Raw genomic sequence first — 25,788 nt, 5'->3', positions numbered from 1 at the left:
ACATTCTGCCCCCATTTTTTGTATGTTGAGCTATCTTTCAACACCTCTGGCGCTGACCATATCCCACAGCGACCCAACATCGCGGTTATTTGCTTGCATAAATCACCTGATGGGTTCGCAAAATTTCATGCCGTCGATAGGGATTTTTCAGCCCTTCTTTATCGGTTATGTCCACTTTTCTTCTGAATAGGTCTTCAAGTTCATCTTTCATATCCACCCAGTCAAATAAGCTCCAACCTGGGCTGGGGGCAAAGGTCACAAGTGCGTCAATATCGCTGTCAGAGCGGAAGTCGTCTCGCAACACGGAACCGAAGAGGGCAAATTCGATGATTTTCCAGCGATGGCAAAACTCAGCAATCTGCTCAAGAGAGGCCGGGATGCGTTGATTTAGTGGGGGGGGCAAGTTGAGAAACCATCATTCAACCTCTAGTTCAATATTTTTAGTTCAATATTTCAAATTCAACCTCTCAAATTCAATATTTCAAACCATAAGGATTGCATTTCGCTCAGATGCTTGCCTTCTATCACTCGATTATGCGGCATGGCTTTGGAGAGGATCTGGGGGCTAGGGGGACTGGGAGGAGCCAGTGGGCAATTCAAATGCGATCGCCCCTGCTGGTAGGATGAAGGCTAGTAGCAAATCTAAACAAAACCTAAAGCAGTCATGACTCACTTCCCCGATCCGGCCCCTGCCCACGGCGGGACGTTGATTAACCGAATCTGCACTCCAGAGCAACGGCAAGAGTTTTTGGATAAAGCCGACTTTTTGCCCCGGCTCCGGCTCGATGAGCGGGCCGTGTCAGATTTGGAGCTAATCGCGATCGGCGGCTTTAGCCCCCTGACGGGCTTCATGGAGCAGGCAGACTATCAGCGCGTGGTCGATGAAATGCACCTGGCTAATGGGCTGCCGTGGTCGATCCCAATCACGCTATCGGTGACGGAAGAAGAAGCCACGCCGCTGAAAGAGGGGATGCTGGTGCGGCTGGATGACTCTCTGGGGCGGTTTGTCGGGGTGCTGCAACTGACGCAAAAGTACACCTACGACAAGGTTCACGAGGCGCTGCATGTCTATCGCACCAATGAAGAAAAGCATCCCGGTGTAAAGGTGGTTTATCGCCAGGGACCGGTGAACCTGGCCGGCCCGGTGTGGCTGCTTCAGCGCGATGCCCATCCGCGTTTTCCCACCTATCAAATCGACCCGGCCGAGTCGCGGGCACTGTTTCGAGATAAGGGCTGGAAAACGATCGTCGGCTTCCAGACCCGCAACCCCATCCACCGGGCCCACGAATACATTATCAAATGCGCGATGGAAGTGGTGGACGGGCTGTTTTTGCATCCCCTGGTGGGCGCAACCAAAGAAGACGATATTCCAGCAGACGTGCGGATGAACTGCTACGAGATCATGCTGGAAAACTACTTCCCGAAGGATCGAGTGATTCTGGCGATCAACCCTGCTGCAATGCGCTATGCCGGCCCTAGAGAGGCGATTTTCCATGCGCTGGTGCGGAAAAACTATGGCTGTACACACTTCATCGTGGGGCGCGACCATGCGGGCGTGGGCGACTATTACGGAACCTACGACGCGCAGTATATTTTCGACGAATTTGACCCGCTAGCGCTGGGCATCACGCCGCTGAAGTTTGAACACGCTTTCTACTGCACCCGCACCAACCAGATGGCGACCACCAAAACCAGCCCTAGCACCCCCGAAGAGCGGATTCACCTATCGGGGACGAAGGTGCGGGAAATGCTGCGAAACGGACAACTGCCACCGCCAGAGTTTTCTCGTCCGCTGGTGGCGGCTGAACTGGCGCGGGCAATGCAGATTCCGCAGCCGTCGTTTGAGATTTAGGGTTGGGTGGGTTTGGGTAGTTGGCGGGGCGATCGCCCGGATACCGTGCTGCCCCCTCAGCAGCGATAGGATGAGAGTAGACCCCCAATCTATACGCGAGAGGACCTGAAGGAAATGGCCATTTTTCGTCAATACATTGCGCCGCTGCTGGTGGTGTTGATGTTTGTGCTGGCGCTGGTGGTAGTGAGCGCCCGCATCTTTTTGCCCGAAGACATGGCTGTGCCCGCGCCGATCGAAGCAGGGGAACAGGTTGGGCTGGGTCATTCCGACGACCTGACTGCCCTAGAAACGGCTTCCTCGCTGGATGTGCTGATTCATGGGCTGCCGGATGAAGCGGCGATCGCCCCGGCAAGCTAAGCAGTTGCAACCCGTTCTGATGACCCGTGCTTGACACTGCTGACCTATGCCCCGGATATATGATTTACCGCAGCACTGGGGTTGATCGAGCGCTGCTGGTTAAGTTTATGCAGCGCACCTACCGCGAACTGTTTCCTGGCGAAGGGTTCGACCATCTCGCGCACACCGTCGAGCAATATTTCTCTGGCGACACGCCGCTGTGGTGGGTTCGTTCTCATGCAGATAGGGGCCTGCGAATTCCCGATCCGGTGGCTTGTTTGTGGATGGGCAGCGCGGTGGATCAGGTGCGGGGCGATCGCCATGCCCACATTTTCTTGCTCTACGTCACGCCAGAGCATCGCCGCCGGAGCATTGGCACTGCGCTGATGCGGCAGGCGGAGGGCTGGGCCAGAACCAGGGGCGATCGCCAGATTGGGCTGCACGTTTTTTGCCAAAACCAGCCTGCACGGCGGCTATACGAGTCGCTAGGCTATGCGCCACAGTCTATCTGGATGGTGAAGCCGCTCGACCGCTAGGCCAAAGTAAGGGCAGGGGGCAAAGGGCAGATTTTGGGTTTTGGATTTTGGGTTTTGGATTTTGGGTTGCGGGTGGAAGCATCAAGAGCGCTGTGCAAGACTGATGTAGGTCGATTGGCGATCCAAAATCGTCAATCTAAAATCCAAAATCCAAAATCGATCCTGTCCAGATTTGTTGAACGCTTGACTCAAAAGGAGAACACCCCATGACCCCCACCGAAATTAACTGCGCCGAAGCGTGTAAAAACGGCTGCGTTCTGGGCGATCGCTGTCCCAATCAGGAATATCGCAACCAGGCATCGCAGTTTATCGAAACCACGTCGCTGGATAAGATGCTGGAAATGGCAGAGGAAGCGCTGCGCCGCAAAGCGATGGAGCCGCCCAAGTGGGTATTTCCAGAAGATGGAATCGGCCCGGATGTTGAGTAAGATACCTGGCATTGATGGGGACAGCCTGCGGAGGCACTGTGGATAACCGTCCGAGCATTGATTCAGGCGATTTTGACGATGAAGCGGTTGACGATGAAGCGTTTGACGACCTAGAGCCAGCGTCCCAAGGCATTGATGCAGCCATCGATTCAGCCGTCGATGTAACCGCCGATGTAGCCGATCTGGAGCTAGTGGTGGATGCGGGAATCGATGGGGGCGATCGCCTCGATCGCTATCTCGCAGCCCGGTTGCCCGATCTGTCCCGCGCCCGCCTGCAAAAGCTGATCGAGCAGGGGCAGGTGCGCGTCAACGGGGTTCCCTGCACGTCCAAAAAAGCGGAGATGCAGGGGGGCGATCGCCTCACTGTGTCTATTCCGCCTTCCGAGCCGATGACGCTCCAAGCCGAAGCTATTCCCCTCGACATCCTGTTTGAAGACGCACACCTGATTATTGTGAATAAGCCCGTGGGTCTGGTGGTGCATCCTGCGCCAGGCCACACCACGGGGACGCTGGTGAATGCGCTACTGGCACACTGTCCCGACCTAGCGGGCATTGGCGGCGTGCAGCGGCCAGGCATCGTGCATCGGCTGGATAAAGACACCAGCGGTGCGCTGGCGATCGCCAAGACTGATCAGGCGCATCAGCGTTTGCAGGCTCAGTTCAAAACCAAAACCGCCCGACGCACCTATCTAGCGGTGGTCTACGGTGCGCCCAAGTCAGAGTCGGGCACGGTAGATGCGCCCATCGGTCGCCACCCAATCGATCGCAAAAAAATGGCGATCGTGCCGGAAGAGCGCGGCGGGCGACGCGCCGTGACCCACTGGCAGGTGGTCGAACGCCTGGGCAATTACACGCTGATGCAATTTGACCTGGAAACGGGGCGCACGCACCAGATCCGTGTCCACAGCGCCCACCTGGGGCATCCGGTGGTAGGCGACCCGGTCTACAGCGGCGGCAAATCTGTCGGCGTGAACTTACCGGGGCAGGCGCTCCATGCCTGGAAACTGCGGCTGTATCACCCGATTTCTGAGAAAGAGATTGAGGCGATCGCCCCGCCGCCGGACTCTTTTTCGACGCTTTTGCGCGTTTTGCGACAGCGTTTTGTGTGACAAATCTCAAATTAGCGAAGGACTTGTTTACATTGCTTAAGATTATGAGTGGACTCAGACCGCCCTCAGAGAGTATTTATACCTTCGTCTAGGCAAAGGTTTCCAGAATTCTTAAGAGAATCTAAAACTCCAAATTCTGCCTCTATGGGGAATTAGTAGAGGCGGAAATGTAAACAAATATGTCGAAAATGATTTGCAGAAATATGCCGAAAAGCCTTGCCCACCAAGGCTTGATGGGAACATCTGAGCAGTTCTATACAATTTAATAACTTGTAACAAGTAAATGGGTTAACCGCATTGTATAAAGAGATTCGGAAGGGTACAAACCACAGACAGAGTACGACAATTCGCTGGTTTGCCAGGTTCTAAACCTTCTCATCTAACTGTGAAGTTTTTCTCAGATTTATGAGAAGCGCCTTGCGTCCGGGAAGATGAGTCCAGCGGCTAAGCTGTTCTCTCTTAGTCTGTGGAAGCCGTTCCAGGCTGTATGTGTCGCCGTGTTAACTCAGCACTGCTATCCATCAGCAACAGTGAAGACTGGGCTACCTTTCATCCAGTTTTTAAGACCGAACTCAACCAAAACGATTAGGAGATTGAGTCCATGTTAGATGCTTTCGCTAAAGTCGTTTCCCAGGCTGACACGAAGGGAGAGTTTCTGAGCAGCGCCCAACTCGACGCTCTGAGCAACGTGGTCAAGGATGGTAGCAAGCGTCTGGATGCCGTTAACCGCATGACCAGCAACGCTTCCACCATCGTTGCAAACGCTGCGCGCTCTCTGTTTGAAGAGCAGCCCCAGCTGATCCAGCCCGGTGGAAATGCTTACACCAACCGTCGCATGGCTGCTTGCCTGCGCGACATGGAAATCATCCTGCGCTATGTGACCTATGCAACTCTGGCGGGTGACTCTAGCGTTCTGGATGACCGCTGCCTGAACGGCTTGCGCGAAACCTATCAAGCGCTGGGCGTGCCCGGTGGTTCTGTGGCTGCTGGCGTTGCCAAAATGAAGGACGCTGCGATCGCCATCGTCAACGACCCCAACGGCATCACCAAAGGTGACTGCTCTGCGCTGGTGTCTGAAATCGCTAGCTACTTCGATCGCGCTGCTGCTGCGGTTGCGTAATTTGGCTTTGGTGATGGGCCACCGCTGTCCTGTGCAGCCTCAGGCTCTAGCCTAAGTTCTCGGCTTCTTGCCGACGGTTTTCAAAATACTCAAGGACAACTTTAGGTTTTTTAGGGAGATATCTCGACTATGAAGACCCCGATTACTGAAGCGATCGCCGCAGCAGATACCCAAGGCCGTTTCCTTAGCAACACCGAACTGCAAGCTGTCAACGGTCGCTTTGAGCGTGCCGCTGCCAGCATGGAAGCTGCTCGTGCGCTGACCAACAACGCTCAGCAACTGATCGACGGTGCTGCTAATGCCGTGTACCAGAAGTTCCCCTACACCACCCAGATGCAGGGCGCAAACTTTGCTTCCGATTCTCGCGGCAAGTCTAAGTGCGCTCGTGACATCGGCTACTACCTGCGGATCATCACCTACTCGTTGGTTGCGGGTGGCACCGGTCCTCTGGATGAGTACCTGATCGCTGGTCTAGATGAAATCAACCGCACCTTCGATCTGTCTCCCAGCTGGTATGTGGAAGCTCTGAAGTACATCAAGGCTAACCACGGTCTGTCGGGTCAGGCTGCGAACGAAGCTAACACCTACATCGACTACGCAATCAACGCCCTGAGCTAGTTGATTGTGCTTGCCCGGAAAGGTAAGCAATTGCTGGTTCATGACTGGCAGGGGTTTACCTTTCCGGGCATTGTTATATCTATGCGCGAGATTTGGGTGGGTGATGTCTAAGTTGCAGGGTCTGAGCGAACTTCTGCACCAAGCTATGCCCAATCCGCTACGCTCGCATCCATTTGCGATTGAAGATCTGTGTTTATTTCGACGCGCTTGTGGCAATGGCGGAAGCAGTCTGGGAACGCAAACGACCAGGGCCAGTGAAGTTCTGCTAGTTCGGGCTTCTGAGATTCTTGTTCTGGCGTTCGTTCTAGCCTGATGAGTTGATTTTCTGCATCGGGCGCTGAGCTTTGAGCATCCTCTCGTCACAAGGGCTTTTCAAAAACCGAGTGCCAGTTTTAGGAGGAGGAATTTGAGATGAGCGGTCTGGTTGCGGCAGATCGATTGGGCATTGCTGCGTTTTCGCCAAGCGATCGCGTAGAACTGCGTCCAAACTGGACAGAAGACGACGTGCAGGCTGTGATTTGGGCGGCCTATCGTCAAGTGCTGGGAAATGACCATTTGATGGCGAGCGAGCGCCTGACCAGCGCAGAGTCGCTCTTGCGTCAGGGGCAGATCAGCGTCCGCGATTTTGTGCGGGCAATCGCCCAGTCTGAACTGTATAAGGAAAAGTTTTTCTATTCCAATCCCCAGGTTCGATTCATCGAACTGAACTACAAGCATCTGTTGGGTCGCGCACCCTACGATGAGTCCGAGATCGCCTTCCATGTTGACCTATATAACCAGCAGGGCTACGAGGCAGAGATTAACTCCTACCTCGACTCGGCAGAATATCAGGAAAGCTTTGGCGATTCGGTCGTGCCGTCCTATCGCGGGTTCAACTCGCAGCGGGGGCAAAAGACCGTCGGCTTTACGCGCATGTTTCGGCTGTATCGGGGCTATGCCAACAGCGATCGCGCTCAGTATGGCAAGAATCGCCCCCGGCTGACGCAGGAAGTGGCTCGCAACCTGCCCATGCCGATCCAGCCGCCTTCCACAGGCCGCGTCAGCGAGTTTGTCGGCGGCGGATCTGGGCTGGTGGGTGCAGCGGCAGGCGATCGCGACCAGCTCTATCGAGTCCGCTATACCCAGTCCGCCGCCAGCGGCCGGGCCCCCCTGCGGCTCAGCAATCGCGACCTGCTCGTTTCCTACGATCAGCTTTCCACGCGCCTCCAGCAGATCAATCGCGCAGGCGGTAGGGTGCTTAGCATCAGCGCCGTCTAAGGGTTCAGGGTAGCCTCAAGAATCGCCCGCTACCCGTTTGAGTTCCGGTTTCTAGTGGTTGGGGTTTGGGGTCAGCTTCAAGCGCCAACCGCTTCCAAGCCATTCGCAAACACGAAGGAGAGATCGACCGTGCCAGTTACCGCAGCAGCATCCCGTTTGGGAACATCTCCGTATGACGGAGCGCCCCGGGTAGAACTCCGCCCCAATTACACCAAAGAGGATGTCGAAAACGTCATCCGCGCTGTCTATCGGCAGGTGTTGGGCAACGACTACCTGATGAAGTCCGAACGACTCACCAGCGCCGAATCGCTCCTCCGCGACGGCAACATCAGCGTCCGTGAATTTGTTCGCGCCGTTGCCAAGTCTGACCTTTACAAGCAGAAGTTCCTTTATGGCAACTTCCAGACCCGCGTAATCGAGCTGAACTACAAGCACCTGCTGGGTCGTGCGCCTTACGACGAGTCGGAAGTCATCTTCCACCTCGATCTGTACGAAACCCAGGGCTTTGATGCTGATATCGACTCCTACATCGACTCCGAGGAGTATCAGTCTAACTTCGGCGAAAGCATCGTGCCCTACTATCGCGGCTTCGAGTACTATGCCGGGGCCCGCACGGTCGCCTTTAACCGTATGTTCCGTCTCTATCGCGGCTATGCCAACAGCGATCGCTCTCAGGCAGAGGGCCGCGTGTCTCACCTGGCCCGCGACCTGGCTCAAAACAAACCGACCTCTATTGTCAGCCCCTCTGGGGTCGGCAGCTTTGCCTTCTTCCGTGCTTCAGACGATGTGGCTCCCAGCAAGTGCCTAGGTGGCTCCGTGGGCGAAAACACCCGCGTCTATCGGGTAGAAGTGGCAGGCCTGCGAAACGGCGGCTCTGGCGTTGGCTATCCCAAGCTGCGCCGCAGCAGCACTGCTTACCTAGTGCCCTACGATCAGCTCTCTGCCCGGATGCAGCAAATCCAGCGCCAGGGCGGTCGCATTGTTAGTGTGTCGCTAGCTAGCGCAAACTAGGTTTCAGGAATCAGGGTTTGGGACTTGGCGCTTGAGCCTTTGACTGGCTTCCAGGCTTGCGGCTTGACCTGAACCTCCTGAACCCTGATCCCTCCCTTTTATCCTCTAAACAATGGAGAACAGGACAATGTACGGTCAAACTGCTGTGGGAAGTGCCGCAAATTCGCCTTCTGGGGCGCGGATGTTTCGCTATGAAGTCGTGGGTCTGCGTCAGAGCCAAGAGACAGACAAGAACAACTACGCGATTCGCAACAGCGGCAGCGTCTTTTTCACGGTTCCTTACAACCGCATGAACGAAGAGATGCAGCGCATCCTGCGGATGGGCGGCAAGATTGTCAAAATCGAACCGCTGACGAGTGATTCATAAGCACACGATCGCCCGTCGGACGGAACGCGACCCCCCAGGTTCAGGAATGCTTGACGGAACATCGGAGACGCAGTTTGAAGAATCGACCGCTGTATCGGAAGCCGCTGGCGCAGAAGCGCTGACGGTGGAGCAGGCGATCGCCAATCTTTCCCATGCCGACACCAGCTTGCGCTATTACGCAGCATGGTGGTTGGGGAAGTTTCGTGTGTCTGATCCGGCTGCTGTGGATGCGCTGATTGCGGCACTCCGCGACGAGTCAGATCGAACCGAACTGGGCGGCTACCCGCTGCGGCGGAACGCAGCCCGGGCCCTGGGGAAGCTGGGCGATCGCCGTGCCGTTCCGGGGCTGACGGAGTGTCTTGGCTGTGAGGACTTCTACGTGCGTGAGTCGGCGGCGCAGTCGTTGGGAATGCTGGGCGATGCGTCCTGCGTGCCCGCGCTGCTGTCTCTGCTGGCGGGCGGCGTGGCGGCGGCGGTGAAGGTGCCGGGGCGGCCCCATCTGGCGCAGCCCTACGAAGCTGTTCTGGAGGCGCTGGGCGCATTGGGAGCCGTTGAAGCCATTGAGGTAATTCGCCCCTTTACTGAGCATCCACTCCAGCGGGTTCAGTATTCCGCTGTGCGGGCGCTGTACCAGTTGACGGAAGAAGCGGCCTACGGCGATCGCCTGGTGGCGGCGCTGCAAAGCGACGACATCAACCTGCGCCGCGTCGCCCTGTCGGATCTGGGTGCTGTGGGCTATCTGCCTGCCGCCGAGGCGATCGCCACTGCTGCCACCGAAAACAGCTTCAAGCTCTTTTCCCTGAAAGGGCTGCTGGAACGCGCCATGCGTCAGTCGCCCCACAGCCTCAGCGCCGATGCGGTCAAAGTGATGACGCTGATGGACGGAATGCTCTAAGCCATCTGCCAGGTTGTCAGTTGAAGAAGAAAGCAGTGGGGAAAAAAGCCCTGCATCTTTATCTCTCAACGCTGTGTCCCATTCACGCTAATCTCGTCGCTCCCTCCCTATTCCCCTGCTCTGCTCATGTCCACCCCGCTTGCCACCCTTATTGCCGACATCGACCGGGCCGATTCCCCGGAACGACTGATCGCGGCAGTGCAGGCGCTAGCGGCGGCGCGTCTAGAAGAGGGCATCCCAACGCTGATTCGAGCGCTGGGGTTCAACAATCCTGGCGCAGCAGTGATGGCGGTGAAGGGACTGGTGCAGATGGGCGAAGCGGCGGTGATGCCCCTGCTGACGCTGCTGGACGACTACAACTACGGCGCGCGGGCTTACGCAATTCGGGCGCTGGCGGCGATCGCCGATCCGCGCGCGTTGGACGTGCTGGTGTCGGCCGCCGAGACGGACTTTGCTCCCAGCGTGCGCCGCGCGGCCACCAAGGGCGTGGGGCAGTTGCACTGGCTCAAGCTGGCAGACTCCGAGCGGGCGATCGCCCAATCTCGCACCTACGATACGCTGGTTCGCATCCTGGACGATGCCGACTGGTCAATCCGCTATGCGGCGATCGCCGGACTGCAAGCCCTGGGACAGTCCGCACCCGACTTGCAGCCTCAGATTCTCGAAACGCTGCGAACTCTCGCAGACTCGGATATTGCCGTGCAGGCGCGGGTTCAGTGGGCGATCGCCACGCTGCAATCTCCCCAGCCTGTTCCCAACAGTTTCCCTAGCTCCCAAACCCCAATCCCAAACCCCTAAACCTCTAACCACCATGTCAATTCCCCTGCTCGAAATCACACCCAAAACCCAGAACCAGCGCGTACCCGGCTACGACGTTCCAGATGAGGATGACGCTCGGATCTATCGCCTGACGGATGCTACCTCCGACACCGATGTCAACAACATCATTTGGGCTGGCTACCGCCAGATTTTTAGTGAGCATCTGATTTTGGAAAGCTATCGGCAGGCGTTTTTGGAATCGCAACTGCGGAACCGCGCGATTTCCGTGCGCGAGTTTATTCGGGGGCTGGGCAAGTCGGAAGTCTATCGAGAGCAAATCGCCGAACTCAACTCCAACTATCGAGTCGTCGAGCTGACGGTGCAGCGCTTTTTGGGTCGCCCCTCCTACGGCAAAAAGGAGCAAATCGCCTGGTCAATTGTGATTGCCACAAAGGGTCTGCACGGCTTCATCGATGCGATCGTAGACAGCGATGAATATCGCTCTAACTTTGGCGACGACATCGTGCCCTACCAGCGCCGCCGCATGGAGGCACGACCGTTTAATCTGGTGAACCCGCGCTATAACGACTATTGGCGCGGTCGCCTGTTGGAGCGGGAAATGATGACCCGTTCTTACTACCAGGTGCGGCAGTATCAGGCGGGCGAACTGGACAAGAAAGTGGTGCGGCAAGCGATTCCGGCATCCTTCTTCATCATGGCAAAGGGCATCATCACGCCCCAGCTTACGCCCCAGCGCGATGTCGCCCGCTCCACCTCCAGCGCCATCAAGGTGCCCGACATGAGCCGCGAAGACAACGGCACCCCCAAGCCCACTGTCAAACCTGTCGCCGCTCGGTTGCCTTACAGCTACATCCCGCCGCTGAAGAAGAACTAGGTGACAGGGGTCAGAACTTAGGGATCAGAAAGATTGCTCCGCAACGCCTACGCGAACAGGAGCCAGGCAACAGACCTGCCTTCTCAACGCCCAAAAACCTGACCCAGCCTCTGCCCCCTAACCCCCCTCGCGCTAGCGTTGCGGAGCAACAACCCCTAATCCCTAACCCCTCAAAGAACATGAGCATTCCCCTTCTTGCATACAAACCTGCGTCTCAAAACCAGCGCGTGCCGGGTTATGAAGTCGGCAACGAGGACACCCCCTATATCTATCGCCTGGAAGACGCAGCCGATAACTCCGACATCGAGCAGCTAATTTGGGCGGCCTATCGCCAAGTATTCAGCGAGCACGTCATTTTGAAAAGCAGCCGTCAGGGTGATTTGGAATCGCAGTTAAAGAACCGCTCGATTACAGTGCGGGACTTTATTCGCGGGCTGGCGAAGTCGGAAACCTACCGCAAGCTGGTGGTGGAAACCAATTCCAACTACCGGATTGTGGACATTACGCTGAAGCGCCTGCTGGGCCGTGCGTCCTACAACCAGGATGAGCAAATTGCCTGGTCAATTGTGATTGCCACCGAGGGCTTTGAGGGCTTTGTCGATCAACTGCTAGACAGCGACGAATACAGCACCAACTTTGGTGACAACACGGTTCCGTACCAGCGGCGGCGCTATCGCGATCGCCCCTTTAACCTGGTGACTCCCCGCTATGGAGACTATTGGCGCGATCGCCTAGAAGCCGAGCGCTACAAGTGGGGCGACGTTCGTAACTTCCTCGAAATGGCGAAGGCCGTACAACCGAAGCCGATGCAATTCACCTCGGTGTCTACAGCGAATATCAAAATTCCCGACATGAGCCGCAGCAGCACCCCAGCGGGCGTGCCCGTATCGATCAGTCCTTCGGCCAGTTTCCCTGTCCGCTAAAGGTCTGGACTTCAGGTGTTGGTGGTTTGTTCGGGCTTTTTGGTACGGGCTTTTGGGTATGGGCTTTTTGTGCAGACTGCGGATCAACCGCCAACACTTGAAATCCGGTTTTAAGATATGCGCTTTCCCGTTTTACACTTTCCGTCCTAACATTGTGACCTCTTGCATGAGAGCAACTGGGTTTAGTCAATTCAAAATACGATTCACGCTGGTTTTCTCGCTAGCTTTCTAAACGTTGACTAAGCTGCATTTCAGAACCGTTCGTTTTTTTGTCAGGAGTTTGTTCGTTTGTTTTAAAGCGTGTGTATTTTGGCTTACAGTTTTTGGGATAAAGGGCGATCGCCTGCTTACCGCATCCAATCCCTCCAGTTCCCTAAACCTGAACAAAACACTGCTCGTTTTGATTCAAGCCAGCGTGAATTCCTGATTCTCAACTCTGTGCAAGAAGTCTCTTCACCTTTCATATTTTGAAGGAGAAATCGAGATGACATTGCCTCTTTTAGACTACAAGCCAACCACGCAAAATCAGCGGGTTTCCAGCTTCGGCACGGTCGATACCAACGGCGACATTCTCTATGTCTATCGGCTCGAAGATTCTCGTGGTGCCGATGAAGTAGACGAGCTGATCAACGCCGCCTATCGCCAGGTGTTTAACGAGCAAGAGCAGCTTCGGTTTAACCGGCAAATTGCGCTGGAAACCCAGCTTCGCAACCACTCCATTTCCGTGCGGGACTTTATTCGCGGATTGGCCAAATCTGAGCGCTTTTATCGGCTGGTGGTGGAGCCAAACAACAACTATCGTCTGGTGGAAATGTGCCTGAAGCGGCTCCTTGGTCGTGCGCCCTACAGCAAAGACGAAGAAATCGCCTGGTCGATTGTGATTGCCACCAAGGGTTGGGGCGGCTTCGTGGATACGCTGATCGACAGCGACGAATACGCTCAGGCGTTTGGCGACAACGTGGTGCCCTACCAGCGCAAACGGATGGGCGATCGCCCCTTCAGCTTCACGCCGCGCTATGGAGCCGCCTACCGCGACAAGCTGCCGAAGCCCCGCCCCTATGTCCCTGTCGGTCGATTTGCCCTGAACTTTGACCAGCCCTTCGACCTGCAAGCCTTCCTCAAGACGGCCAACTGGGGGCGCGTGTCGATTGTTGTGCTGACGCTGGTGCTGATGCTGGCCGTGCTGGCGCTGGTGGGTTCGCTGCCCGGAGCCGCAGGGTAATCTAGCTCTCATTTGCAAAAAAGCTGATTGCAGATGGAGTCTAGGGGTTCAATCCACGGGATAATAAGCCAAAGACTGTCGTTAGACTGCTGGCTTGAACCATTTCAGACGTTCCATAAAACTGAAGGGAGATACTTGAATGGCGTTGCCGTTGCTTGACTATAAACCAACCACTCAGAACCAACGGGTTCGCAGCTTTGGCGCTGCTGACCAGAACGAGGACACTCCGTACATCTATCGCCTCGAAGACGCTGCGGACGATTCCGATATGCAGCAAGTCATCTGGGCGGCCTATCGTCAGGTGTTTAGCGAACATCAGATCCTCAAATTCAACCGGCAGCCCGCGCTGGAATCTCAGCTCAAGAACCGTGTGATCACCGTGCGCGACTTTGTGCGCGGGCTGGCGCTGTCTGAGCGCTTCTATAGCCAGGTCGTGAGCGTGAACGACAACTATCGCTTGGTGGACATTACGCTGCGCCGCCTGCTGGGTCGCAAAGCCTACAACCAAGACGAAACCATTGCCTGGTCAATCGTCATCGCTACCAAGGGCTTCGACGGTTTTGTGGACGCGCTGCTAGACAGCGAGGAATATACCAACGCCTTTGGCGACTACACTGTGCCCTACCAGCGCAAGCGCATGGGCAACCGCGATGAGGGTCGTCCGTTTAACCTGGTCACGCCGCGCTATGGCGAAGAGTTTCGCGACAAAGTGGGAACCACCAAGACCGACTGGCGCTTTGTGGTGGAAAAGTTCTACAGCCGCAAGTTTCAGGAGCGGATGCTGTCCGAGGGCGACCCCCGCAAGTATCGCGACATGGCCGCCGCTGTGGGTGCCAAGGGCAACTATGCTCAAACGCTTCGCGCCAACGATATCGACTATTTGAACAAGGTGCCCTATCGCGGTCGCCGCTAGTGGGGTTCAGGGGTTAATGGTTCGGGATGAGTCGTGGGGCGATCGCCCTATTGAGCATTCCACATTCGCTCTAAATTCGCTCTAACAAACCTCATCAGCTTGCCAATATCGCCAGAGCGCGACCTCCAGAATCCGGTTTTGCAAATCTTGAAGCTGCTCACAGATAGCGCTGCCTAAAGCGCCGCCCAGCGAGTGGTTTTGGGATCTGCAAAGCCGGATTTAGTTTTTGCGCCTTTGCTTCAAGACTTCATCACGGCATAACGCTGAGCCAGCCGATGGCGCTAAGCCAGCCAGCCTACGCGAGTCAGCGGCAAATTCCAGCAGGTCTCAGACTTTGGACGCAGCAGCGTTTGATAAAGCCCCATCTGATTTTGTTCAAAGCCGAGGGCAGAGCCAAGCAGATAGGCCCGCCAGAGTTGCAGATAGCGATGGGGCAGCGTTTCAGGCATAGTGCTGGGCCAGCGGCCCGATCGCTCACCGTTTTCTAGCATTCGGTTCCGCATTGCGTCGCCCAGGAGCCGTTTTGCCTGAGCAGCAGCGTTTCGCAGATTGGCTTCCCAGCAGCGCAGGGTTTTGGCGTAGTGGAGTCGCCATCCATCTACGTCCACAATTTCCCAGCCGGCCGCCTCAGCGGCATCCAGCACCGTTGAGAGGCGCAGCAATTCGCCGTGGGGAAAGATGTAGCGGTTGATGAACCGTTCACCCAGGCTGCTGCCGTTCCACTCAGTGCTAGCAGTGATGCCGTGGTTGAGGAATAGCCCGCCTGGTTTGAGCGATCGCCCGATGCGTTGAAAATAAACGGGCAGGTTCCTGCGACCGACATGTTCCACCATGCCCACGGACACGATCTTGTCAAAGGTGGGCGTTTGGGGCAAGTCGCGATAGTCCATCCATTGCACCTGGAGGCGATCGCCCAAGCCCCGTTCCGCAATTTTCGCCTGGTTATAGTCCAGTTGCGCCTGACTGAGCGTAATGCCGACGCCACGCACCCCGTAGCGCTCTACCGCCCAGCGCAGCAGCGCCCCCCAGCCACAGCCAACATCCAGCAGCGTTTCCCCTGGCGACAGGCGCAGCTTGCGGCAAATCAGGTCTAGCTTTGCCTCCTGTGCTTGGGCCAGCGACATTTCCTCGGTTTCAAAATGGGCGCAAGAATAGACCATCTGTGGATCAAGCCAGAGCCGATAAAAGTCGTTGCCCATGTCGTAGTGGTGATGGATGGCGGCTCGGTCTTGCTCTGGCGTGTGGCGCGTTTTTTCGGGAGTAGAACTGGGCTGGGTTTTGAGGGAAGGCAGCGACAGGGCGGCGCGAGCGGCTTGCAGTGTGGCGAAGTTGAGCGGCATGGGCACTCGGCCCAACTGCTGCATTGCAATAACCAGTGTTTCCAAATCGCCTACGAAGTCACAGTCGCCGTTGAGATAGCCCTCTACCAGGATGAGCGGATCGCGACGCAGCAAGAGCGATCGCACGATGCCGGGATGCCAAATCTGGAGCGTCAATGGCGGTGGATTGTCGGCATTGCAGTGAACCCAGAGTTGCTCACGTCCCCAAAAATCCAAGCAAAGGGGCACAGATATATGACTCAATGCGGCTTCTAGCCAAGTGCGGAGGGCAGGCGGTAGGGCGATCGCCCACTGTGGGGCGGCGGAAGCCCTAGACCGTTGCAATTCTGAAACAACCATCGGAGTGTCCTCCAGTTGAATCTGAGTCTAGTTATTCTAGGATAGTGTTTGCGTTGGGCAGGCTGCTTTGGCAGGTTCCAGGGCGTAACACAACTTCAGGAGACGGGTTTCGGAAACGGGTTTCGAGGCTCTTCGAGAACTCCGGGAACTGAACCCCGTGAACGAGTAGAGAAGCGTTTTACCGATCGAGTGCATGGCAGGACATAGTAAATGGGCGAACATTAAGCGGCAAAAGGCTCGCGTGGATGCCGTCAAGGGCAAAACGTTCGCAAAAATTTCTCGACAAATTATCATTGCGGCGCGAAACGGCGTGCCCGATCCGGCGGGTAATTTTCAGCTCCGCACGGCGATCGAAAACGCCAAGGCAGCGGGCATTCCCAATGACAACATCGAGCGGGCGATCGCCAAAGGCTCAGGCAAACTGGCGGGCGACAACCTCGAAGCCATTCGCTATGAAGGCTACGGCCCCGGCGGCATCGCCATCTTGATCGAAGCGCTGACGGACAACCGCAACCGCACTGCCGCCGACCTGCGGGCCGCCTTCAACAAGCGTGGCGGCAACTTGGGCGAGACGGGCTGCGTCGGCTGGATGTTTGAGCAAAAGGGCGTGGTGACGGTGAAAGCGCCGCCGCCCGCCAGCAAAAAGGAACTGCCTGTGATCGACGAGGATGACCTGCTGGAAGCCTCTCTGGAAGGCGGCGCAGAGTCCTATGAGCTAATTGCGCTAGAAGACGACATTCCCGGTGCAGAAGTCTTCACCGATCCGACCAACCTAGAAGCCCTGACCCAAGCCCTCAAAGACCGAGGCTATCCGGTTATCCAGGCAGAGCCGCGCTGGTTCCCAAACAACAGCGTTGAAGTCAGCGACCCCGCCCAGGCTTCTGACCTTTTGCGGCTGATGGATGCGCTGGAAGACCTGGACGATGTGCAGTCCGTCACGGCTAATTTTGAAATGTCGGACGAGCTGATGTCGCTCAGTATGGCGTAAGAAGGAAGAAGGAAAAACAAAGAACGAAAAACGAAGAACGAAGAACGAAAATTTTTCCCTCTTCGTTCTTCGTTCTTCGTTCTTCTCTCTTCTTTTTTCCCCTGCTAGCTTCCCAGCAAAAAGTACGTCGTCATCTCGCCTTTGCCTTTGACCTCGATGGGGCCGCGCTTCTCGAATTGGAACTTGTCTTGCAGGCGCTCGTAGGTGGTGGCGCTGACCTGGATGCAGCCGGGCAGGGAGAGCGACTCCATGCGGCTGGCGATGTTCACTGTGTCGCCCCAAAGGTCGTAGGTGAATTTTTTGATGCCGATGACCCCTGCGCCGACGGGGCCGGTGTTGATGCCGACGCGCATTTGCAGGGGGCCAAAGCCGGGGTGGATATGGCTGATGTTAATCTGGGCGATCGCCTTTTGCATATCCAGCGCCATCTGGGCGATCGCCTCTGCATGACCCGCCTGGGGCAAGGGTAGCCCGCCGACGACCATATAGGAATCGCCAATGGTTTTGATTTTCTCTAGACCGTGCAGTTCTGCAAGCTGGTCGAAGGTGGAAAAAATCTGGTTCAGCAGCGCCACCAGTTCTGCGGGGGAAAGCTTGGAGGAGAGTTCTGTAAAGTTCACCAAATCGGCAAACAGGACGGTGACTTCGGTGAAATTGTCGGCGATGGTTTGGGAGCCTTGCTTGAGCTGGTCGGCGATCGCCTTGGGCAACACGTTCAGCAGCAGCCGTTCAGATTTTTCCTGCTCTGCCTGGATGAGCTTCAGGTAGGACTGTTCCTGGTCGCGCAGCCGCTTTTTCTCCAGACACGCGCCGATTCGCGCCTTCAGCAGTGTCGGGTTAAACGGCTTAAACAGGTAATCTTCGGCCCCTAGTTCGATGCAGCGCACGACGCTCTCGATGTCATCCAGCGCCGAAATCATGATCACCGGAATATGGCGCAGGTCGGGGTCTTGCTTCAACTGCTCCAGCGTTTCGTAGCCGTTTAGCTCCGGCATCATCACGTCCAAAAGCACGAGGTCAAAAGGCTGCGATCGCATCTTGTCAATGGCTTCGCGCCCATTATTCGCCGTCACAATCGTATGCCCCTGGCGCTGGAGCCGCCGAGACAGCAAATCGCGGTTCATCTCGTTATCATCGACAACTAGCAGAACGCCTTGCTCAGGAGTCATTTCAGCGAGCCTTCCCCCAAAATCGCCTGAATTTTGCCTGTCAGCCGCGCAAAGTCCACTGGTTTTGTATCGTAATCATCGCATCCCGCTTCTCGACACTTTTCCTGATCTCCCGCCATTGCGTGGGCCGTCAGGGCAATAATGGGAATTTCCTTCGTTTCGGATGCTGCTTTGAGCGTGCGCGTTGCCTCCCAGCCGTCCATCACGGGCAGGCTCATGTCCATCAAAATCAAGTCCGGCCGCTCCGCTTGGGCCATTTCGACTCCCTGCGCTCCATCTGTTGCAATCAGCACCTCCGCGCCCCGCCGCAGCAGCCGCCGCGAGAGCATATCCCGATTCATTTCGTTATCTTCTACCAAGAGTATCTTAGGCATTTTTCAGATTCTCCTCCCATCATCTCTTTATCTCTCAATCCTGGCTGTCATGCGGATTGCTGGCAGGCATCCACCAACTGACGAATTCTCACCAGCAGGTCTTCCTGGCTGTAGGCTCCTTTTTGCAGGATTTGTTCAACGTAGCCGCGCAGGCGAAACTGGTCTTCGGCCGTAATGTCTTTGGCGGTGATGATAATAATGGGGAGCGATCGCCATTCTTCGTGCTGCTGCAATTCTGCGACGAAACCAAAACCGTCCAGTTCCGGCATCATTAGATCCAGCAGGATTAGCTCTGGCTGGACGGTTTGCAGCTTTTCTAGGGCCACACGCCCGTTTTCGGCTTCGATCACCTGCCAGTGTTCTTTTTCCAAAAGTTGGCGCAGCAGGTCACGGTTGGCGGGGTCGTCTTCCACGACCAGAATGGGGCAAGTGGGGCGATTGCACTCATACTTTTTCAGCACCGAGAGCAACTGGTGGCGATCGATCGGCTTGATCAAGTAGTCCGACGCACCCAGCGCATAGCCCCTGTTTTTGTTGTCCAGCATCGTCAGCATAATCACGGGAATATTGGCCAGGTCTGGATTGCTCTTAAACGCCGACAGCAGCATCCAGCCGTCCATCTTGGGCATCATCACGTCTAGCGTAATGGCGATGGGGCGGATGCTTTGCGCCAGAGTCAGCCCCTCTTCGGCGGTGAGGGCGCTGTGGACGGTGTAGCCTTCGCGGGCAAGCTGGCGGCGGAGCAGGTCGTGAATCGCCGGGTCGTCGTCGATCACCAGAATCGGGCGATCGGGGCGGGGCGGACTCTCTCCACAATCCTCGCCCTCGTCAACCGCTGCCATCCGATCTGCGTCAGCATCGGGTGCAGCGTCAGGATGATGAACGACCTGGGGCAGCGTCATGGTGAACGTACTGCCTTCGCCCAACTTGCTTGTAACGGTAATGTCGCCGCCCATCATTTGGCAAAACCGCTGGGCGATCGCCAGCCCTAGCCCCGTACCGCCATACTTGCGGGTGGTCGAAGCGTCTGCTTGGGTAAAGGCTTGGAACATCTTTTCTAGTTGCGCTTCGGTCATGCCGATGCCCGTATCCGTTACTTGGAAGCAAATCATGGGTGCGGTCGTGTCAGGATGCGGGTGCTTGTCTACTGTGAGCGTAATTGTTCCGTTTTCGGTGAATTTGGCGGCATTACTCAGCAGGTTCAGCAGATTTTGCCGCACCTTAGTCAGGTCGGCGTGCATGGTTTCTAGTTGGGGACTGGCTTGAACCACCAGCGTGTTGTTGTTCTTGCTCACCAGTGGGCTAACCGTGTGGACGACCTCGCTGAGCAGATCGGGCAGACAAAATTCTTCCAGATACAGATCCATCTTGCCCGCTTCGATTTTCGACAAATCCAGGATGTCGTTGATCAAGCTGAGCAGGTGGCGTCCGGCAGTGTGGATTTTCTGCAAGTCGGGAACCAGATCCGCCTGTCCTAGGTCTTCTGCCTCTTCTTGCAGCATTTCGCTATAGCCAATGATGGCGTTCAGCGGCGTGCGGAGTTCGTGGCTCATGTTGGCCAAAAACTGGCTCTTGGCGCGGTTTGCTTGCTCTGCCGTTTCCTTTTGCCGCAGCAGTTCCTCGGCCCGCTGCCGCTCGGTGATGTCGCGCAAGGTCAGGATAATGCTCTCCACCGCCGGATTATCCAGCAGGTTCGTGCCCACGGCCTCTAGCCGGGCCCAAGAGCCATCGATCCGGCGCAGTTGGATCTGAAAGGGCAATGTAATTCCGGGCTGGTGGACGGCGTGGTGGATGGCGATGCGGGCGGTGGTGTGGTCGTCGGGATGGACGAACTCAAGCAGGGGCTTACCGTACACATTTTGCGGCTCGTAGCCCAGGACGGCTTTGAGGGCGGGGCTGCTGTAGCGGAGCTGGCCGTCGGCGCTGAGCAGCATGACGATATCGGACGTGTTTTCAATAATCGAGCGAAAATATTCTTCTCGGCGGTGCAGTTCAGCTTTGGCCTGGTGTAGCCCTTGTTCGCGATCGCGCACTTCCCCCACCATCCGCTGAAACACTCGCGCCAGCGTGCCTAGTTCGTCTTGGCGGCTGGCCACGTCTGCCAGCGTTTCTGTGTCAAAGTCTTCTGTTTTCATGGCGGCCTTGATCGCGTCGGCAGCATCGGTGAGGCGAGCGACAGGCTGCGTAACGCGCCGCGACAGGAGCAGCGACCCCAGCAGGCCGGCGGCCATGATGCCCGTTGAGGCCAGGGCAATGTGATAGAGATCGCGCTGGAGAGCGCTGCGAACAGAATCGGTGGCCAGATAGACCAGCGTTGCTCCCTGAATCCAGTTGGCGTTGCCCCGAATCGGCACGGCGACCTTGAGCAGGTTTTCGTCTAGGTAGGTGTCGGACTGTCCAGTTGCCAACACGCGAATTAGCTTAGTGCGATCGCCCGCCGACAGGCTGACAATATTGCCACTGCTGGAGGTGACGCTGCGAGCCAGGTTGTTGAGCTGGCGATCGACAATCCGAATGCCCACCACTGCATTGCCATCCACCAGTTCATTGGTGAGGCGCTCTAGCCCAATCTGCTGGGGCAGGGTTTTGAGGATTTCGGCATTGTGCCCGATTTGCACGATACGGGGCTGATCGACCCCCTTCACGGCGACATACTTGAAGATTTTGCCGTCGGTGTCCCGCGCTCGCGCATCTATATCGACCGTGGCCGCTCCCCCCATCAGCAAAGACTGAAAGCTGAGCGCCTGGGGTTGCTGAATGCCTTGGATAGACTGGTTTTGGTATTCCACTGTGCCCATACGATCGGTAATCCAAAATTCGTCGATCGCGGTGGTTTGGGTAATTTCCTCTAGCTGCTGATTGATTTCGGCGGGGCTGAGGTTGGCTCGCTGGGCGATCGCCACCAGCCGTGCGGTCAGCGCCGCCTGAGCCAGCATCTGGTCGCCCATCATCGTATCCACATCGGCAGGAACCTGGTTGGCAAACCGCGACATTCGCGCCAAAAACTCCGCAATCAGTAATCCGTTAGATTCCGTTTGCGCCAGGATCGACTGGCGAGTGCCCCAGGACAACACGCCTGTGGTGACTGCGACCGTTGCCGCCAGCAGCGAGGTCACCATTAGCAGGATGCGGAGTTGAAGCTTCATAGCGCACTCGACAAGTGAAGGAGGACAGCGTCGCGAATTTGGTTGAGAAAATCACCCGAAGCGTCAGCGTTATGCTGATCCTGCTGAAGAAACTGCTCTAGCCGACCATTCAGCCGAGACTGGTCGGCCGGGCTGAGGTCGCGGGTGAGCAGGCTGATCACCGGGGGAACGCGCCCGCCCATTGTTCGCAGCGGATAAACATGCTGAAACCCCTCTTTGGCTAGCACCAGCAAGTCTACGAGCAGCACATCGGGCAGCAGCGCATCCACGGCTGAGGACGATTGTGGACTGGGATGGGGCAGGGTGTCCTGGGGGCGATCGCCCTCCGTTACGCGCCAACCCGCCTGCTCTAGCACCTGTCGCAGGATGGAGCGCGTGGCCCGGTCTTGATGCACCAGCAGCGCTCGATTGCCTGTTTTAGACGGGGGTGGCGATTGGTAGGTTTGCAGCAGGGCCGTCAGTCGGGCAAAGTCTGCGGGCCGGGTGAACTGGTCGGCAATGCCCAATACCATTCCTTTGGGGGGATGAAGGCTGACGGGCAGTTCGTCAGGGGGTGTGGCGGTCAGCATGACGGGAACGCCGGCCAGAAGCGGATCGTCCTTGAGGGTCGCCAGCACCGCCCAGCTATCCAGCGCGGGCATCAGCACATCCAGCACAATAAGCTCTGGCTGTAGCTCCTGCGCCAGCCGCAGGCCCTCCTGCCCGCACCAGGCCGTGACCACGCGATAGCCCTCCTGGTTCAGGCTTTGCACCATCCAGTCGCGGATGCCCCGGTCGTCGTCGATGATCAGCACCAGCGGGCGATCGCGCGTCGAGGGTTCCTGGTGCTGATAGACCGGGGAGAACAGGGAAGGGCGATCGCGACTGACCAGAGGCAGCCGCAGCGTAAACGTAGACCCATGCTCTGGCTCACTTTCTACCGAAATCGTGCCGCCCAGCATCTCGCAATAGCGATAGCTAATCGACAATCCCAGCCCCGTCCCGCCATAGCGTCGGGTAGAAGACTCGTCGCCCTGAGCAAACGGCTGAAAAATCTTCTCGCGCTGTAATGGAGCAATCCCAATCCCCGTATCGCTCACCCGAAACTCTACAAACGCTCCGCCGGGGACAGGGAACGCTGCCTCTGCCGCAAATTTTGCTCCGTCCTCCCAGCCCGCCGCCTCCAGCCCCTTCACCGCCACCGTCAGCGTAATAGAACCCTGCTCTGTGAACTTGGCAGCATTGCTTAGCAGGTTGACCAAAATCTGCCGCACTTTCGACAGGTCGCTGTACATCGTGCCCAGATGATCGGGACACTGCACTTGCAGCGTGTTGCCATGCTCCAACACCAGCGGACGCACCGTGTTCACCACTTCTTGCAGCAGTGGGTTTAGCACCACCGTCTCCAGATCCAGCGACACTGTGCCTGCCTCCAGCGCGGAGATATCGAGGATGTCGTTGATGATGCCCAGCAGGTGTTGCCCAGAGGTACGGATTTTCCGCAAATCGGGAATCAGATGGGTAATTCCTTCCGCCTGCAAGTCTTCCTGCACAATTTCGCTGTAGCCGATGATGGCGTTCAGCGGCGTTCGCAGTTCGTGGCTCATGTTGGCTAGAAACACACTCTTGGCGCGGTTGGCGGCTTCGGCCGACTCTTTTTCTGCCTGGAGCTGCCGCAGGTAAGATTGTTCCTGGTCGCGCAGCCACTTGCGCTCTAGGCAGGCTCCCGTCCGCGCTTGCAGCAGCACTGCGTTCAGCGGTTTGAGCAGATAATCTTCGGCTCCCAGTTCGATGCAGCGCACCACGCTATCCAAGTCATCGGCGGCGGAAATCATAATCACCGGAATGCTCTGAAGCGCCGGGTCCGCCTTCATCTTTTCCAGGGTTTGCACGCCGCTGAGGCCCGGCATGATGATATCCAGCAGCACCAGGTCAAACGGCTGACTTTGCAGCAGTTCTAGCCCTTCTTGCCCGCTTTCTACGGTGGTCACCGAGGCCACCCGATCGCTGAGGCGACGGGCCACCAGCAGGCGCGTTACCGCTTCATCATCAATCACCAGTACCGATCCCCAGCCCAGTTTCATAGGGAAACCTCCCGAACCCTGGTGGGACGGTGGCGAATGCAGGTTAACACCAGATCATGGACTTCATGCAGCAGCTCGTCGCGGCTGTAGGTGCCCTTTTGCAAGATTTGCTCCACATAGCCATTTAGCCGCAGATGGTCGGCCGGGGTGAGGTCGAGGGCTGTGACGACGACGATTGGGAGCGATCGCCATTCGGGGTTCTCTCGCACCGCGTGGATAAACTGAAAGCCATCCATCTCTGGCATCATCAAGTCGAGCAAGACCAAATCGGGGCGCTGTTGTTGGAGAACCTGTAACCCCACGCGCCCGTTCTCGGCCTCGGCTACTTGCCAGTGTTCCCGCTCCAGCATTCGGCGAAACATCTGACGGATGTCGGAGTCGTCTTCGACCACCAGCACCCGACGGGTTTGCGTCGCATCCCCTGATCTGTTGGACTGGAACTTTTGCAGCAGGTGGGTGAGCCGCTGATAGTCGATGGGTTTGGTGAGATAATCCGCTGCGCCCAGGGCAAAGCCCCGGTTTTTGTCGTCCACAATCGTCATCACGACGACGGGAATTTCTGCCAAGTCGGGATCGGCTTTGAAAGCCGATAGCACGCTCCAGCCGTTTGTGTCAGGCATCAGCACGTCTAGTGTAATTGCATCGGGGTGAATCTGGCGGGCAAGCTGCAAGCCTTCTGTGCCGTTGGCGGCCGTTTCTACCCGAAAGCCCTCCTTGGTCAGGTAGCGCTGCACCAGGTCGCGCACGGCGGGGTCGTCGTCGATCACTAGCACGGTTTTGCGCTTCCCGCAGGGATCGCTTCCCAAATCGTCCGGATCGGGGTGGGCATTGTCGCAAGACGGGCGATACTGCTCCGCAACAGTGCTGCGATATTGCTCCGCAACGCTGTCGCGATCGCCCTTCTGAGGAGTCTCCTGAGCCGTGTCCGCAGCAGGGGTCAGGACGGGCAACGCCTCGATCTGCTTGGGGTCAACCACCTGCATCGGCAGCCAGATCGTAAAGGTGCTGCCCTTGCCCACCTCGCTCGACACCGTGATGTCGCCGCCCATCATCTGGCAAAAGCGGCGGCTGATGGCCAGCCCCAGCCCCGTGCCGCCATATTTCCGCGTGGTCGAAGCGTCCGCCTGGGTAAATGCCTGGAACACCTTCGCCATCTGCTCGACCGTCATGCCAATGCCCGTGTCGGATACTTGAAACAAGATAAAAGTGGCAGGCGCAAGGCTGAGTGGCGCGTCGGGGTTTTCGTAAGCAAGGCTGGTGATTTCGCGCTTTGCGACCGTGAGGGTGACGGAGCCGTTTTCGGTAAATTTGGCGGCGTTGCTGAGCAGGTTAAACAGCGACTGGCGCACCTTGGTCAGGTCGGCGTGCATGGTGCCCAGATCGTCGGGGCAGTGAATCGAGAAAGTATTGTGGTTTTTGGCCATGAGCGGCTCGATGGTCGCCTGCACCTCCAGCAAGAGCAACTCTGGCTCGAAGGTTTCCAGGTATAGCTCCATGCGGCCAGCCTCAATCTTGGAAATGTCGAGGATGTCGTTGATCAGCGCCAGCAAGTGCTGCCCTGCACCGCGAATTTTTTCTAAATCGGGCACGATGTCGCCATAGCCAAAGTCGTGGGCATCTTCTTGCAGCATTTCGCTGTAGCCGATGATGGCGTTGAGCGGGGTGCGTAGCTCGTGGCTCATGTTGGCGAGGAACTGGCTCTTGGCGCGGTTGGCCTCTTCGGCGGCTTCTTTGCCCCTGCGGAGGGCTTCTTCTGCTGCTTTGCGATCGCTGATATCCCGCTGCACCGAAATCCAGTGGGTGTATTCTCCCCGCTGGTTGGCAATGGGTACCATTTCGATTTCCACCCAAAATTCCGAGCCATCCTTGCGGTAGTTAATCAGCTCTAGCTGAACCGACTTCCACTGCGCTAGGTCGGCCCGCGCCTGCGCCACTGTCTCTCGGTCAGTGCCCGGCCCCTGGAACATAGCAGGATTTTTGCCGATGACTTCTTCCGGCGCGTAGCCCGTCATGTGGGCAAAGGCTTCGTTCACGTAGACAATCTTGAGGTTTGCCGGGTCGCCCACTTCCATGATCATCACCGCGTCATTGGTATTGACCACGACCGACTCCAGCAGGCGCAAGCGCT

24 protein-coding genes are annotated in these 25,788 nt (G+C 57.1%); 17 read left to right on the top strand and 7 right to left on the bottom strand.

Annotated features, from left to right (window positions below):
• Window positions 1–85 precede the first annotated feature (85 nt).
• Window positions 86–403: a nucleotidyltransferase family protein gene (locus IGS16_RS05640; protein ID WP_297084039.1), complete on the bottom strand. Its 318-nt coding sequence runs from the start codon at window positions 401–403 to the stop codon at window positions 86–88.
• A gap of 261 nt (window positions 404–664) precedes the next feature.
• Here IGS16_RS05640 and sat point away from each other — a divergent pair, with 261 nt between their 5' ends.
• The 16 genes from sat to IGS16_RS05560 all read left to right on the top strand — a co-directional run bounded on the left by sat (window position 665) and on the right by IGS16_RS05560 (window position 14,241).
• Complete coding sequence (gene sat / locus IGS16_RS05635; RefSeq protein ID WP_068510418.1) at window positions 665–1,852, top strand: sulfate adenylyltransferase; 1,188 nt, start codon at window positions 665–667, stop codon at window positions 1,850–1,852.
• Window positions 1,853–1,966: 114 nt separating this feature from the next.
• Complete coding sequence (locus IGS16_RS05630; protein ID WP_297084036.1) at window positions 1,967–2,209, top strand: hypothetical protein; 243 nt, start codon at window positions 1,967–1,969, stop codon at window positions 2,207–2,209.
• Window positions 2,210–2,268: 59 nt separating this feature from the next.
• Entirely contained in the window at window positions 2,269–2,724 is a 456-nt protein-coding gene (locus tag IGS16_RS05625) for a GNAT family N-acetyltransferase (RefSeq protein ID WP_367185733.1), read from the top strand.
• Between the two features lie 206 nt (window positions 2,725–2,930).
• Window positions 2,931–3,152 carry a hypothetical protein gene (locus IGS16_RS05620; protein WP_068510416.1) on the top strand — a complete coding sequence of 74 codons (222 nt, stop codon included), beginning with the start codon at window positions 2,931–2,933 and terminating at the stop codon, window positions 3,150–3,152.
• Between the two features lie 182 nt (window positions 3,153–3,334).
• Window positions 3,335–4,261 carry an RluA family pseudouridine synthase gene (locus IGS16_RS05615; protein WP_367185732.1) on the top strand — a complete coding sequence of 309 codons (927 nt, stop codon included), beginning with the start codon at window positions 3,335–3,337 and terminating at the stop codon, window positions 4,259–4,261.
• A gap of 601 nt (window positions 4,262–4,862) precedes the next feature.
• On the top strand, window positions 4,863–5,381 hold the full coding sequence (locus IGS16_RS05610) for a phycocyanin subunit beta (RefSeq protein ID WP_068510414.1): 519 nt from the start codon (window positions 4,863–4,865) through the stop codon (window positions 5,379–5,381).
• Window positions 5,382–5,510: 129 nt separating this feature from the next.
• Window positions 5,511–5,999, top strand: a complete 489-nt coding sequence (gene cpcA, locus IGS16_RS05605) for a phycocyanin subunit alpha (RefSeq protein WP_068510412.1) — start codon at window positions 5,511–5,513, stop codon at window positions 5,997–5,999.
• A gap of 411 nt (window positions 6,000–6,410) precedes the next feature.
• Complete coding sequence (locus tag IGS16_RS05600) at window positions 6,411–7,256, top strand: phycobilisome rod-core linker polypeptide (protein WP_297084032.1); 846 nt, start codon at window positions 6,411–6,413, stop codon at window positions 7,254–7,256.
• Between the two features lie 129 nt (window positions 7,257–7,385).
• Window positions 7,386–8,267 carry a phycobilisome linker polypeptide gene (locus IGS16_RS05595; RefSeq protein WP_297084030.1) on the top strand — a complete coding sequence of 294 codons (882 nt, stop codon included), beginning with the start codon at window positions 7,386–7,388 and terminating at the stop codon, window positions 8,265–8,267.
• Window positions 8,268–8,394: 127 nt separating this feature from the next.
• On the top strand, window positions 8,395–8,634 hold the full coding sequence (locus IGS16_RS05590) for a phycobilisome linker polypeptide (protein ID WP_068510401.1): 240 nt from the start codon (window positions 8,395–8,397) through the stop codon (window positions 8,632–8,634).
• A gap of 46 nt (window positions 8,635–8,680) precedes the next feature.
• Window positions 8,681–9,529, top strand: a complete 849-nt coding sequence (locus tag IGS16_RS05585; RefSeq protein ID WP_297084027.1) for a HEAT repeat domain-containing protein — start codon at window positions 8,681–8,683, stop codon at window positions 9,527–9,529.
• Window positions 9,530–9,655: 126 nt separating this feature from the next.
• Window positions 9,656–10,327, top strand: a complete 672-nt coding sequence (locus IGS16_RS05580; RefSeq protein ID WP_297084025.1) for a HEAT repeat domain-containing protein — start codon at window positions 9,656–9,658, stop codon at window positions 10,325–10,327.
• A gap of 13 nt (window positions 10,328–10,340) precedes the next feature.
• A complete protein-coding gene (locus IGS16_RS05575) occupies window positions 10,341–11,183 on the top strand; it encodes a phycobilisome rod-core linker polypeptide (RefSeq protein ID WP_297084023.1) in 843 nt (280 codons plus the stop codon).
• Between the two features lie 179 nt (window positions 11,184–11,362).
• Window positions 11,363–12,106 carry a phycobilisome rod-core linker polypeptide gene (locus IGS16_RS05570; protein ID WP_297084021.1) on the top strand — a complete coding sequence of 248 codons (744 nt, stop codon included), beginning with the start codon at window positions 11,363–11,365 and terminating at the stop codon, window positions 12,104–12,106.
• A gap of 484 nt (window positions 12,107–12,590) precedes the next feature.
• Complete coding sequence (locus IGS16_RS05565; RefSeq protein WP_297084019.1) at window positions 12,591–13,328, top strand: phycobilisome rod-core linker polypeptide; 738 nt, start codon at window positions 12,591–12,593, stop codon at window positions 13,326–13,328.
• A 139-nt stretch (window positions 13,329–13,467) separates the two neighbouring features.
• A complete protein-coding gene (locus IGS16_RS05560) occupies window positions 13,468–14,241 on the top strand; it encodes a phycobilisome rod-core linker polypeptide (RefSeq protein WP_297084017.1) in 774 nt (257 codons plus the stop codon).
• Between the two features lie 281 nt (window positions 14,242–14,522).
• Here the strand turns inward: IGS16_RS05560 and IGS16_RS05555 are convergent, their stop codons facing one another.
• Window positions 14,523–15,920 (bottom strand): class I SAM-dependent methyltransferase, encoded by a 1,398-nt coding sequence (locus IGS16_RS05555; protein WP_297084016.1) that lies wholly within the window; start codon window positions 15,918–15,920, stop codon window positions 14,523–14,525.
• Window positions 15,921–16,113: 193 nt separating this feature from the next.
• Between IGS16_RS05555 and IGS16_RS05550 the strand changes: the two genes are divergently transcribed.
• The gene (locus IGS16_RS05550; protein ID WP_297084014.1) at window positions 16,114–16,908 is read left to right on the top strand and encodes a YebC/PmpR family DNA-binding transcriptional regulator; all 795 of its coding nucleotides are present in this window, start codon (window positions 16,114–16,116) and stop codon (window positions 16,906–16,908) included.
• 104 nt (window positions 16,909–17,012) lie between these two features.
• On the opposite strand, the gene IGS16_RS05545 is transcribed toward IGS16_RS05550, so the two are convergent.
• From IGS16_RS05545 to IGS16_RS22310, 5 genes are read right to left on the bottom strand one after another with little or no spacing between them, the layout of a single operon-like run.
• Window positions 17,013–18,077, bottom strand: a complete 1,065-nt coding sequence (locus tag IGS16_RS05545) for an adenylate/guanylate cyclase domain-containing protein (RefSeq protein ID WP_297084012.1) — start codon at window positions 18,075–18,077, stop codon at window positions 17,013–17,015.
• The gene (locus IGS16_RS05540) at window positions 18,074–18,451 is read right to left on the bottom strand and encodes a response regulator (RefSeq protein ID WP_172353724.1); all 378 of its coding nucleotides are present in this window, start codon (window positions 18,449–18,451) and stop codon (window positions 18,074–18,076) included. Before IGS16_RS05540 ends, IGS16_RS05545 begins: the two co-directional genes overlap by 4 nt.
• A gap of 47 nt (window positions 18,452–18,498) precedes the next feature.
• Window positions 18,499–21,597, bottom strand: a complete 3,099-nt coding sequence (locus IGS16_RS05535; protein ID WP_297084010.1) for a response regulator — start codon at window positions 21,595–21,597, stop codon at window positions 18,499–18,501.
• Window positions 21,594–23,660, bottom strand: a complete 2,067-nt coding sequence (locus IGS16_RS05530; protein WP_297084008.1) for a response regulator — start codon at window positions 23,658–23,660, stop codon at window positions 21,594–21,596. Before IGS16_RS05530 ends, IGS16_RS05535 begins: the two co-directional genes overlap by 4 nt.
• Complete coding sequence (locus IGS16_RS22310; protein WP_367185731.1) at window positions 23,657–25,783, bottom strand: response regulator; 2,127 nt, start codon at window positions 25,781–25,783, stop codon at window positions 23,657–23,659. Before IGS16_RS22310 ends, IGS16_RS05530 begins: the two co-directional genes overlap by 4 nt.
• Between the last annotated feature and the right edge of the window lie 5 nt (window positions 25,784–25,788).

The sequence above is a fragment of the Thermoleptolyngbya sp. C42_A2020_037 genome (assembly GCF_015272455.1).
Classification (GTDB): Bacteria; Cyanobacteriota; Cyanobacteriia; order Elainellales; family Elainellaceae; genus Thermoleptolyngbya.
Note: the sequence above shows the minus strand (reverse complement) of the source record. Positions and strands in the feature narration are given on the sequence as shown.

Coding starts and splice junctions, on each gene's coding strand:
- sat (WP_068510418.1), top strand. CDS start 665: ATGACTCACTTCCCCGATCCGGCCCCTGCCCACGGCGGGACGTTGATT.
- IGS16_RS05630 (WP_297084036.1), top strand. CDS start 1,967: ATGGCCATTTTTCGTCAATACATTGCGCCGCTGCTGGTGGTGTTGATG.
- IGS16_RS05625 (WP_367185733.1), top strand. CDS start 2,269: ATGATTTACCGCAGCACTGGGGTTGATCGAGCGCTGCTGGTTAAGTTT.
- IGS16_RS05620 (WP_068510416.1), top strand. CDS start 2,931: ATGACCCCCACCGAAATTAACTGCGCCGAAGCGTGTAAAAACGGCTGC.
- IGS16_RS05610 (WP_068510414.1), top strand. CDS start 4,863: ATGTTAGATGCTTTCGCTAAAGTCGTTTCCCAGGCTGACACGAAGGGA.
- cpcA (WP_068510412.1), top strand. CDS start 5,511: ATGAAGACCCCGATTACTGAAGCGATCGCCGCAGCAGATACCCAAGGC.
- IGS16_RS05600 (WP_297084032.1), top strand. CDS start 6,411: ATGAGCGGTCTGGTTGCGGCAGATCGATTGGGCATTGCTGCGTTTTCG.
- IGS16_RS05590 (WP_068510401.1), top strand. CDS start 8,395: ATGTACGGTCAAACTGCTGTGGGAAGTGCCGCAAATTCGCCTTCTGGG.
- IGS16_RS05585 (WP_297084027.1), top strand. CDS start 8,681: ATGCTTGACGGAACATCGGAGACGCAGTTTGAAGAATCGACCGCTGTA.
- IGS16_RS05580 (WP_297084025.1), top strand. CDS start 9,656: ATGTCCACCCCGCTTGCCACCCTTATTGCCGACATCGACCGGGCCGAT.
- IGS16_RS05575 (WP_297084023.1), top strand. CDS start 10,341: ATGTCAATTCCCCTGCTCGAAATCACACCCAAAACCCAGAACCAGCGC.
- IGS16_RS05570 (WP_297084021.1), top strand. CDS start 11,363: ATGAGCATTCCCCTTCTTGCATACAAACCTGCGTCTCAAAACCAGCGC.
- IGS16_RS05565 (WP_297084019.1), top strand. CDS start 12,591: ATGACATTGCCTCTTTTAGACTACAAGCCAACCACGCAAAATCAGCGG.
- IGS16_RS05560 (WP_297084017.1), top strand. CDS start 13,468: ATGGCGTTGCCGTTGCTTGACTATAAACCAACCACTCAGAACCAACGG.
- IGS16_RS05555 (WP_297084016.1), bottom strand. CDS start 15,920: ATGGTTGTTTCAGAATTGCAACGGTCTAGGGCTTCCGCCGCCCCACAG.
- IGS16_RS05550 (WP_297084014.1), top strand. CDS start 16,114: ATGGCAGGACATAGTAAATGGGCGAACATTAAGCGGCAAAAGGCTCGC.
- IGS16_RS05545 (WP_297084012.1), bottom strand. CDS start 18,077: ATGACTCCTGAGCAAGGCGTTCTGCTAGTTGTCGATGATAACGAGATG.
- IGS16_RS05540 (WP_172353724.1), bottom strand. CDS start 18,451: ATGCCTAAGATACTCTTGGTAGAAGATAACGAAATGAATCGGGATATG.
- IGS16_RS05535 (WP_297084010.1), bottom strand. CDS start 21,597: ATGAAGCTTCAACTCCGCATCCTGCTAATGGTGACCTCGCTGCTGGCG.
- IGS16_RS05530 (WP_297084008.1), bottom strand. CDS start 23,660: ATGAAACTGGGCTGGGGATCGGTACTGGTGATTGATGATGAAGCGGTA.